Annotated in this window: 9 protein-coding genes; 2 read left to right on the top strand and 7 right to left on the bottom strand. The window is 38.0% G+C overall.

Features of this window, described 5'->3' with window-relative positions; all coding sequences use genetic code 11:
- Positions 1 to 147: 147 nt before the first annotated feature.
- The 4 genes from M3600_RS19980 to pdxR all read right to left on the bottom strand — a co-directional run bounded on the left by M3600_RS19980 (position 148) and on the right by pdxR (position 6,427).
- Positions 148 to 2,886, bottom strand: a complete 2,739-nt coding sequence (locus tag M3600_RS19980) for a tetratricopeptide repeat protein (RefSeq protein WP_251647198.1) — start codon at positions 2,884 to 2,886, stop codon at positions 148 to 150.
- 657 nt (positions 2,887 to 3,543) lie between these two features.
- Positions 3,544 to 3,738, bottom strand: a complete 195-nt coding sequence (locus M3600_RS19975; protein ID WP_233316270.1) for a Loki-CTERM sorting domain-containing protein — start codon at positions 3,736 to 3,738, stop codon at positions 3,544 to 3,546.
- A gap of 172 nt (positions 3,739 to 3,910) precedes the next feature.
- Positions 3,911 to 4,951 (bottom strand): SepM family pheromone-processing serine protease, encoded by a 1,041-nt coding sequence (locus M3600_RS19970; protein ID WP_233316269.1) that lies wholly within the window; start codon positions 4,949 to 4,951, stop codon positions 3,911 to 3,913.
- 87 nt (positions 4,952 to 5,038) lie between these two features.
- The gene (gene pdxR, locus M3600_RS19965) at positions 5,039 to 6,427 is read right to left on the bottom strand and encodes a MocR-like pyridoxine biosynthesis transcription factor PdxR (RefSeq protein WP_233316268.1); all 1,389 of its coding nucleotides are present in this window, start codon (positions 6,425 to 6,427) and stop codon (positions 5,039 to 5,041) included.
- Positions 6,428 to 6,540: 113 nt separating this feature from the next.
- On the opposite strand from pdxR, the gene M3600_RS19960 reads away from it, so the two are divergent.
- The gene (locus M3600_RS19960) at positions 6,541 to 7,233 is read left to right on the top strand and encodes an aspartate/glutamate racemase family protein (protein ID WP_233316267.1); all 693 of its coding nucleotides are present in this window, start codon (positions 6,541 to 6,543) and stop codon (positions 7,231 to 7,233) included.
- A 74-nt stretch (positions 7,234 to 7,307) separates the two neighbouring features.
- Here M3600_RS19960 and M3600_RS19955 read toward each other — a convergent pair whose 3' ends face one another.
- Complete coding sequence (locus tag M3600_RS19955) at positions 7,308 to 8,150, bottom strand: STAS domain-containing protein (protein WP_233316266.1); 843 nt, start codon at positions 8,148 to 8,150, stop codon at positions 7,308 to 7,310.
- Positions 8,151 to 8,306: 156 nt separating this feature from the next.
- Complete coding sequence (locus M3600_RS19950) at positions 8,307 to 9,158, bottom strand: VOC family protein (protein ID WP_251647197.1); 852 nt, start codon at positions 9,156 to 9,158, stop codon at positions 8,307 to 8,309.
- Between the two features lie 154 nt (positions 9,159 to 9,312).
- On the opposite strand from M3600_RS19950, the gene M3600_RS19945 reads away from it, so the two are divergent.
- Positions 9,313 to 9,624: a winged helix-turn-helix transcriptional regulator gene (locus tag M3600_RS19945; protein ID WP_233316264.1), complete on the top strand. Its 312-nt coding sequence runs from the start codon at positions 9,313 to 9,315 to the stop codon at positions 9,622 to 9,624.
- 104 nt (positions 9,625 to 9,728) lie between these two features.
- Here the strand turns inward: M3600_RS19945 and M3600_RS19940 are convergent, their stop codons facing one another.
- On the bottom strand, positions 9,729 to 9,962 hold the full coding sequence (locus tag M3600_RS19940; RefSeq protein WP_233316263.1) for an excisionase family DNA-binding protein: 234 nt from the start codon (positions 9,960 to 9,962) through the stop codon (positions 9,729 to 9,731).
- Positions 9,963 to 10,342 lie beyond the last annotated feature (380 nt).

Here is a 10,342-nt window from a genome sequence, read left to right as displayed (position 1 = left end):
TGTGAAAATCTTTTTACTCATTATTTTCTCCGTCTCCATGTTTCTCTAGTTGTGTTACATAATTATACAAAAAAATACCCTATAGGTAGACTTTTTTTAAGTGTCTACTCTATAGGGTACATTTTAATGCGTGCTGTGTTTTTTTTATTATAGATGTTTACTGTAAGACAGCTTTCCTGGACTAGTGAGCCAGTCGTACTGAAGCAGACGAAGTTCGAATAAACGAAGCGGATCGTGGAACATTTCCGGATTATTCTTTAGTCTTTCCAGCAAGTCTTGATACTCTTGAATGTCGACAGTTTTTTCTTCCATTGTCTTTTGCAGCACATCATATGGATTGCTGAAGAAGATATGAATATCCCCTGCTAATCCCTTCTCATAGAAGTCAAACTGCTGAAGGAATGCATCTGCAATATTGTTAGCAACTTCCGTGAAATCCTCTGTTTCAATATATTTCTGATATCTTGTATAAAGCATTTTTTTGTTTTGCGGTATGCTGCCAAGCAGCTTCCCTGCACTCTTAAGCAATACTTGGGAAGGCTTAAGACGAAGCAAAATATTAGCTTTATCAAGCTTAATGCCGCCAGTCAGCCTGCGTGCATCTCTTCTCCAATCATCTAATATGGAGAAATCACAGCTGAGTGTCAATTGATTTTCCTCATACAATCCATTAAAGCCTTCACATAATTCATTTAAGAAGTTTTGGCTTTCCTCCAATTGTTCCTGTGACAGCTTAATCCATTCATTTATCTTGCCATATACTTTTGGCAGCAATGCGTTATGAACATATTGGTCAATCTCACTATTCATTCTGTCATTAAGCTCAACATGAATCTTACCAAAGTCGCTGTCTTCCTTAATGAAGTTTTTGCAATTCCGTAAAATCTTCGGAATTTCCTCAAGGATTTCCTGTGTTGTGCTTTCTTTTATTTCTTCAAAAGCATTTACGATAATACGAGTTTTTTCTGATTCCATATCTGCCAGCTGATTATTTGCACCAGACAGCTTGCTGACTATTTCTTCGTACATACGAAGTGTCGTATAAAGACTTTCTTCCATCTCCAAGCGCTTATCAAATAGATTAGATAATAAATCCTGAATGATGGCAATGCTTTTTGTTGTCCGCTCTTCTGCTATATTTCTTTCTGCAAAATGTCTTCTGTAAAAACTGCTGATATCATTTAGCTGCACACTGCGGTCATTTTCCTTTGAGTAAAGGAAAACAGCACTGTTTGGAAAATATTGATCAATTGCTGCTGTTGCCTTTTGCAGTCTTTTTGCTGCCACTTTCTCGTTTTCTGCTTCATCTGCGTAGATTAAGAACTGCACCGTTAAATGAGGAGCCTTTTCCTTCCATTCAAGCAGTCTCTCATAATCACTTGACTGAAATAGCGATCTTTCATTAATGACAAAAAGAAGGCTGTCTGCCAGTAAAGCGTAATCTGCATACCTCTCCTGATGAGGGAAAGGAAGTGTTGTTATTGCCCAATTATTCTCATGCAAAAGATGGGATGGAGTATATAAATGGAAGATGCGGGTTTCCTCTCCATGTCTATCTTTTGAAAGCTGTTCTTCATAAAAATCGTTTAATGTATCAATAGGGCGGATTCCTTCTTCAGTCAGTTCCTCCATCTCTAAATAGTCATAATCATGGATGGAGATAAGGCTATTTGTGCCTTCTGACAATAATGTTTCCCCAACAAGTTCATTAATGCAAGAATTTACGCCGCTTCCAGGTGAACCGATAATTAGAAGCTGACGGCTTTCAGCAGGAATCTGTTCCACTACTCTTTGTGAGAATTTCTTGTCGATGATGATATCATTATTCTCCGCCCAATCTGTAATAGACTGAAGCAATTGCATGATATCTGCCAAGTCAACAACAGCCTCTGCAGTATTAATTAAATGCTCTGCGCTGTTGATAAACTCCGCCTCAATTGTACTAGGGAACATATCATTCCATGCAAGCACAGCAGATGCCGCAATTATGCTATCCTGATTATTAGCTGTTACCAATAAATTGCTCAATATATCTGGAATAAGTCCTCTGACTTCCTTAATTGGATAAACAGAGCTAATCAAATGCAAATAAGAGTCTTCAAGCATACTAGGAAGCTCTGTCCACTCTTCTTCTTTCTCCCATTGAAGCTGTTGAAACAACTGGTTGTAGTCCCACAGCCATGCCAAGTAAAAAGGACTATTTCGATAATTTTCCCAGAATGCCACACTTAATTGCTCAAACAGTTTTTGATCCAGCTCGGCAACACTTCTGATGCTTTGCCTAAAATAGTTTGGCTCGTACTCTGCAATAACGCCGATTTTTGCATATTGAATCAATGCTTCATACCATTTTAATGAATTCGTTCTTTCTCCTTCATTAACAGCTAGTTCAATTGCATCTCCCCATGCTTCATGTTCTTCAAAATAAGTTTTCGCCAAAAGTGTCATGTTGGCATAGTCAGGGTTTGTTGCAAGCAAGCTTTTAATAGTGTTATGCGCCATATCATGATTGCCTTTTTCGATATATAACGCAAAAAGCTGCATCGAAATCTCTGTGCTTAATAGTTCAGAATCAGTTAACACAGCTTTATAAATACTTTCTGCTGTCGATAACTCTCCTAATTCCATATAAGCGTCAGCCAAGTTTTTCTTCGCCCATGGTTCGAGCTCATTTGAGATATTTTCCCACTTGAATATTGCTGATTCATAATCATGTACGTGGAAGTACAGCTCTCCCTGTGCATATCGGATTGACGTTAAATCCGGAACGTTTTTTCTTTGCTCTGCGATATATAATTGGCCGAGCACTTCGATTGGCGGCTCTTCCCGATCGACGGTAAAACTTTCATAATAGGTTTTATTAATTAACTTCTTTTCTAATGTCATAACTTCCCCCTGTTAATCTTTGGAATGATGATGACCTTTTTCCTCATCCTCATAATCATTTAGTCCCGATATCTTTGTATCTATTCAACTGTAATATTATGCAAATAAGACAGCATTCATAACTATAAGTCCATACTTCTCTTTATTGTAGCAAAGACGTTCCATCCGTACATTTCGGCAATTGTTCATTTATGTTACAAAACATTTACTAAAAGGGCTGTTTCTATAACAATAGCTTACTAAAATAAGCGAGCCTTCCTCTAGTGCCTATATACCCTTTCTCCTTTTACGGTTAACAGCATATAGATGTTGAGATGAAAGAAAAGATAACCTATTTAAAAACGAATAATAAATTACATCTAAATTTAAAAAATGAAGCTTGTGACTAAATAGATTATGGCTTTAAAATCAGTTCGTTTCATTGCGCTCCAGCCACTCGCTTTCCGCGGGGAGGAAGATGAGCATCCTCGTCTTCGCCTGCGGGGTCTCATCCTTTCCTCTATTTCCCGCAGGTGTCCCGAGTGTCCGCCGCTCCATTCCACTATGATTTTTTAATTATTGTATTTAAACTAAAAAAACAAAAACCGAACTATTTAATCAAAAAAAACAATTAAATAGTTCGGTTTTCACACGGTTTTACACACTTATGTCCCAACCTTACTTATTTTTCCCTTTATCATTTTCATCAAATTTCTCTACTGGTGATTGGCCGTACCAGTCTTCTCTTTTTCGGCGGCGGCGCTTTCTGATTTGAATTACTGCAGCAACGACAATAATAATGAAGATTATTGCCAACGGAAAACCAAATACTCCATAAAATACACTAAATATTCCATCTAAAAAATCATTCATGATAAAACCTCCTTTGTATTCTCCAAAATCTCTTGAAGCAATACATTCCGTTCTATGTATCCATGTACATAACATTCCCTAATCTTGGCTTTTTAAACTAGCTTCCCTCAACTTATCCCTTTAAAAAAGCATATAAAAAAGCGGGCATTGTTACACCCGCTTAACTCTTGAATTATTCTTTTTCTGGGAGCTTCTCCAGATAATCTATTGCATCCTGCAATGTGCTGACTGGCACGATTTTAATGTCGTCATAGCCTTCTTTTGCTACTTCTTCTTTAATTTCCTTTTCATTCGTATCATCTTTATAGTTATCCTCTGGATAGAAGAATATGTCTACATCCGCTTTATGTGCAGCGACAATTTTATGCTTGATTCCGCCAATCTGACCGACATTACCCTCTGCATCCATTGTTCCGGTACCGGCTACTTTATAGCCCTTTGTTAAATCATCATCTTCTAATTGATTGTAAATTTCTAATGAGAACATCAGACCTGCTGACGGACCGCCTATATTATCGCTGTTTATCTTTACATTAACAGAGGGATCAATAGACATATTATTTTCCGTACTTATCCCTATTCCCACTTGGCCTGTCTGTTTATTCAGCACAATCATTTCCACTGTTGCTTTTTTGTCTTTATTGTTATGTGTGTATTCAATTTCTACTTTATCTCCAGCTTTTTTGCCTTTTAAATAAGCAATTAAGTCGGTGGCTTGTGTGAATTCATTTCCATCTACTTTATGGATAATATCGCCAACATGGATAACCGATTTTGCTTTTGATGTTTCCAGCACCCCTGCAACAAACACACCATTATATTGATATTCTACCTTTTCCCCTGCAGCATGCAGACTGGCAATAATCGCATTTTGTTTAGAGGTGTCCATCATGTGGAGCAGAAGTGAATTATATTCCTGATCCGAAAGATCGCCCTTCACTTCTTCTTCTTCTTTAATTTCTGTATGTGGAGCCAACAAGCCATACAGGAGTATGTAAGGGTTACTTGCCTTAATAGAATAGACAGTCGTCAAGTTCAAACTGCCAGCCTCTGTCTTATCTCCATCTTCGACAGTAACCTTCTCCGCGAGCGATTCAATGGAACCAGGCTGGTTCAAGTAATAAGGAGTAGGAATAAAGAATAATACTAGCAATATCCCCATGAGTATAAATAGGCTTATTTTTAATTTTTTGTTTGTCCCTTTTTGTTTCATCGCAAAATATAACTCCTTACTTTCTTTTCTAATGACTGCTATCTTTTTTATAACATAAAAAGGATAAAGGTTCATTAAAAAATGATGTTAAAACGAAAGCACCCTTTTCAAGATAAGGATTCCTTTTCGTATTTCTTCTGGTGCTACACCTCCGTATCCTAGCACAGCAAGATGCTCATGACTTCCTTTACGCATGCTGTATTGCTCGACTGGATAGATGCAAACACCCTCTTCCTTCATTCTGTTCATTTTGTCCTCAGTGAAATAAACGCCTGGAAATTCTACCACTAAATGCATCCCTGCTGCTTTCCCGATAATTTTGGCATCCTCAAAGCAGCTATTGATTGCATCAACCAGCACCTGTCTGCGCTCTTGATAAATTTTTTTCATTTTGCGAATATGCCTCTCAAAATGTCCCTCTTTCATAAAGCGGGCAAGCACATATTGTTCGATTGACGATGTATGCCTGTCATTAAACCACTTCAGCTGTTGAAACTCTCTCAATAATGGATGTGGCAAAACGACGTATCCTATTCGCAAAGCTGGGGATAATATTTTGCTGAACGTACCAACATACAGGACACGCTCCTGATCAATACCCTGCATCGATGGAACAGGGGCACCTTCATAGGTAAATTCACTGTCATAATCATCTTCCACGATATAACAACCTGTTCTTCGAGCATACTCAATCAGCATCAACCGTCTTTGAATAGACAATATTCCTCCTAAAGGAAATTGATGGGAAGGAATGACAAACAGGAAATCCGGCGCAGCTTCAGGCAATTGCTCAGGAATAATTCCATTTTCATCAACTGGCACTGGATATACTTTTGCTTTTGCCACTGAGAAAATATTCCTCATTTCATCTGCTACCGGGTCCTCTGAGGCGATAAATCCATCAGAAGTCAGCATCATTTCAGTAATAAGGCGCAATGCCTGGGTCGCACCTGATGTAATGATAATTTGATCTGGATCACACTTTACTCCCCGAGCTTTTCGCAAATACTGAGCAAGTACATTCCGAAGCTCTGGCACTCCGCGAGGATCACTGTAACCGAATATATGCTGGGGAGAGTCGATGCATACTTCTTTTGTGAGCTGGCCCCACTTTTTCCGTGGAAAATAATCGGTCGCCGGATTCCCGCCGCGAAAATCAATATATGGTTTTTCATAAGGAAAGGCTTGGTCCTTAGGACCCTCATGCTCCATATGCTTGATGGTAGTCAGCGCTGTACCCTTTGATACAAAGGTGCCTGCCTTTGGCTTAACTTCTAAAAAACCCTCCGCTATTAATCGGTCATACGCCTCCATAGCGATGTTCCGTGATACGCCGATTGTTGCTGAAAGCTCTCTTGTTGACAATAGCTTTTGTCCTTCTTTTAAGGTATTGCCAAGAATGCTACTTCTGATTTGTTCGTAAATTTGCTGCGTTAAAGAGATAGGGCTTGACCTGTCTACTGTAATGAATATCATAAATTAGCCACCTCGAAATGCTCTGGCACTATAAAAGTTTATAAATTGTGGTCCTACTATATACCAGAATAGCATGTTATGCTGTGGAAAACTATACAACGAAGGAGAAAACAATGAAAACTATCGGACTGATCGGCGGGCTTAGTTGGGAATCAACAGCAGACTATTATCATATTATCAATACATTAGTTAAGGAAGAATTAGGGGGATTAAACTCAGCAAAATGCTTGCTTTATTCCTTTAATATGGAGGAAATAGCCATTCTGCAACGGGAAGGAAAATGGGACTTAGCAGCCCAGAAGCTTGCTGATGCTGCCAAAACATTAGAAGCAGGCGGTGCAGATGTAATTCTTATCTGTACGAACACAATGCATAAAGTGGCAAATGAGGTGAAAGAAGCCGTTTCGGTTCCTCTCATTCATATCGCTGAATCAACAGCAAGAAGCATTACTGCCAAAGGGCTTAAAAAAGTCGGTTTACTTGGAACAAAATTCACAATGGAGCAAGGTTTCTACAGCAATATCCTTGAGGTCTTCGGAATTGAAACAATCATCCCGGAAGCTTGTGACAGAGAGGATGTTCACTCCATCATTTTTGACGAGCTATGCCAAGGACAATTTTTGCCTGAGTCAAAAGAGAGGTATTTGGATATCATTCGTAAGCTTATCGCAGAAGGTGCAGAAGGAATCATCTTAGGCTGTACAGAAATACCTCTATTAATTAAAGACGAAGATATAAACATTCCTTTATTTAATACAACCTATCTTCATTCTAAAGAGGCTGTTGACTTTTCATTTGGCAAATAATAAAAAACCACACCGTATTTATTAGAAGGCAATACGGTGTGGTTTTTACCATATAAAGAAAAAAATAATTGCTATTACTCGTTAAAGAATTCTTTGTCCTCAGCGATTGCTTTGCTTAATGTGGAAGCAATCGAAATATCATTAAAGGATAATCCTAGCTGAATGGCAGTTGTCGCGATTTCTGGTCTGATTCCAGACAGTGTGGAGTGAACTCCAATCAAGCTCAAGCCGTTAATCAGCTGGAAAATTTGATGAGCAACCATTGTGTCGATAATAATAACCCCAGACAAGTCTATAAACAGCTGTGTTACCCTCTTCTCAGCACACTGTTTAATTGTATTTTCCAAAATAGCAGCAGCCCGTGCTGTATCGATATCACCTACAAGCGGAAGCAAGGCACGGTTTTCACTGAGCAATATAACAGGTGAACTGAGTTCATTTATCATTTCCTGCTGTGCTCGAAGCTGTTTAATCGAGTTTTCATGGAATTGTTCCGTGAACTGCAGGATAACAATATCAAAAATCCGCACAATGCTGCGATTCCAAATAGTAATCCGTTCTTCTGGTATATCGTTTTTTTGCTTAAATTCCTCGACGAGCTGAAAGTATTGCTCTCTAGTCCGAATAAACTCCCTAATAATAAAATGGATAGGTGTCTCTAAATGCTCCTTATCAGAGGCAATGTCTACAACCCATTCACGGAACTCCTCAAGAAATTTTTCTTCTTCCTCAATAAATACTTTTGCTAAATAGTAATGAAAGTCGTTATTTTGCTTTTTTAATGTTTTAATGATTTCTGGATCTTCAGATGCATAAACTCCGTTAGGATCAGTCCTGTCCAAGTTTGCATACCAATCATCTGTCAATCTGTCAGCATTTTCAAGAAAATACTTATAAAGCTTTTCATTCTTTTGCAAAATATTCCCACCTATTCTAAAAAATTATGATTGGAAATTTTCAAAGGAAAAACCGTCCAATTTTAATATTTTCCTATTGTAGTAATCACTATTTAAAATTTTAATAATAAAGTGGGAATTAGGCAATTTTTTTAATCACAAAATTTTAAATATTAATCATAGAACTAAGCGAATTGTGTTCCCAGAAGGGTCCTTTACATAGTAAGCATCGTTCGTCTTTGTAATTTCAGCATCCATGCCCTCAAGTCTTGCTGCAATCTCATCTCTTGCTTCTTTGCTCGGAACCTTCAAGTCGAAGTATTTTAAGCCTGGATTATTGTCCTGCGGTGCAGGTGCACCGACACCATTCCATGTATTTAAGCCAATATGATGATGGTACTTGCCTGTAGAAATGAAAAAGGCTTGTGTTCCATATTTTTGCACAATATTAAAGCCTAATCCCTTCACATAAAAATCCGCTGTCTCTGCCAATTCAGCCACATGTAAATGAATATGCCCCATTTTTGTGTCTCTTGGCAAACCAAGCCACTGTTTATTTCTACCAGCATCTAGCACACCTTGCGCATCCAGCTGCAGTGTATCCATTTTTACAAACTCATCTTCCCATGCCCATTGGTTTGCAGCACGGTCACGGTAAATTTCAATCCCATTCCCCTCTGGATCACCTAAATAAAGTGCTTCACTTACATTATGGTCAGAAGCTCCTTGCAATGGATAACCGCTCTCTAACAGATGCTGCAGCTGTGTGCCAAGATCCTCTCTTGTCGGCAGAAGCAAAGCAAAATGATACAGGCCAGTTGTGCGACGTCGCTTATCTCCTGCCTCTTTCAATTCTTCTAAATAAAGAAGCGCTGTCTTTCCATCTGCTGTTAAAGCTGCTTTACTGTCTGTTTGCTCTAGTACTTGAAACCCGATAATCTCCTTATAAAAGGTAATCATCTTCTGCAAATTTTTAACCTTTAACGTAACATTCTCTACATATAAATTAGGATACTCGTGAAAACTCAAGGGAACTCCTCCTGTCATTTTTGTTAACCTTACTTACTTTATGTAAGTAATTATATTTTAATAAACAATGATTGTAAAGTAAGTAATTTATAAATGATAATATTTTTACTTAAGGTAATAACTATTGTATAATAAAAAAAAGGAGTGAAATATCATGAATCCATCCGTCATTTGCCCAAGGTTTGAAAAAGCCATGGGACTGTTAAGTCAGCGTTGGACTGGTTTAATTATTTATCAGCTGCTGAATGGATCTCAGCGCTTCTGCACCATTGAATCATCTATTGGAATCAGCGGGCGGCTTCTTTCAGAAAGGCTTAAAGAATTAGAAAAACAAGGAATTGTCATCAGGGACGTTTACCCGGAAATTCCTGTGCGCATAGAATACTCTCTGACTGAAAAAGGCCGTTCCCTGCAGCCATTAATGAAAGAAATTGAAAAATGGTCTCAAGAATGGCTGGAAGCTTAAAACGAAGCAAGCAATGAGTATAGTATTCCCAATAGAGGATTAAGTACATGAAGAAAAGGCGAATGGTCTTATTATCCATTCGCCTTCTTTCTATTTATGAATACCTAGTCTTCATCCTTAATATCTTTATCTTCCGGTATCGGTTCGTTCGCTAGTTCCTGCATAAGCAGCTGATACTTTTCCAGCTGTTTAAAATGGGTTTTAAACTGATCTTTATAGATTAATACATTCCCGTCCTCATCATGCAGCACCCGAACTTTTCCTTGCAGCACTAGATTTTCCACATAAGACACAGACACAGATAAATATTCAGCCGTTTCTTCAATTGTTAAGTACATTGTTAACACTCCTCATCTGTTACTATAGCATGCCTGCTTCTAGCTAAACAAACAAATACTTATGCTTCATAAATAATATACATTCATTACTTTAATTTAATAATACATTAACGGTAGCTACATGCTTTCTGGGTATAGTAAAGGTGTAAGAAGCAATCATATCGGAGGGATGCAAAATGTTAAGCACAATCCTTAATGGTTTATTTCTAGCGGAATTAATCGGGATTTTCTCACTGATTTTTTATTGTTCCTTCTTTGCAAAGCCGAAAAACAGAAGAAATCTGTAAGGCGAATATGATTTAACTAACAAGTCCTCTTTTTCCTCAAAAAAAGAGCTTCTTTTTTTGTTTTGCAACAAATAAAGAAACTCCTCTTTAAAA

Source organism: Niallia sp. MER 6 (genome assembly GCF_023714395.1).
GTDB lineage: Bacteria > Bacillota > Bacilli > Bacillales > Cytobacillaceae > Niallia.
Note: the sequence above shows the minus strand (reverse complement) of the source record. Positions and strands in the feature narration are given on the sequence as shown.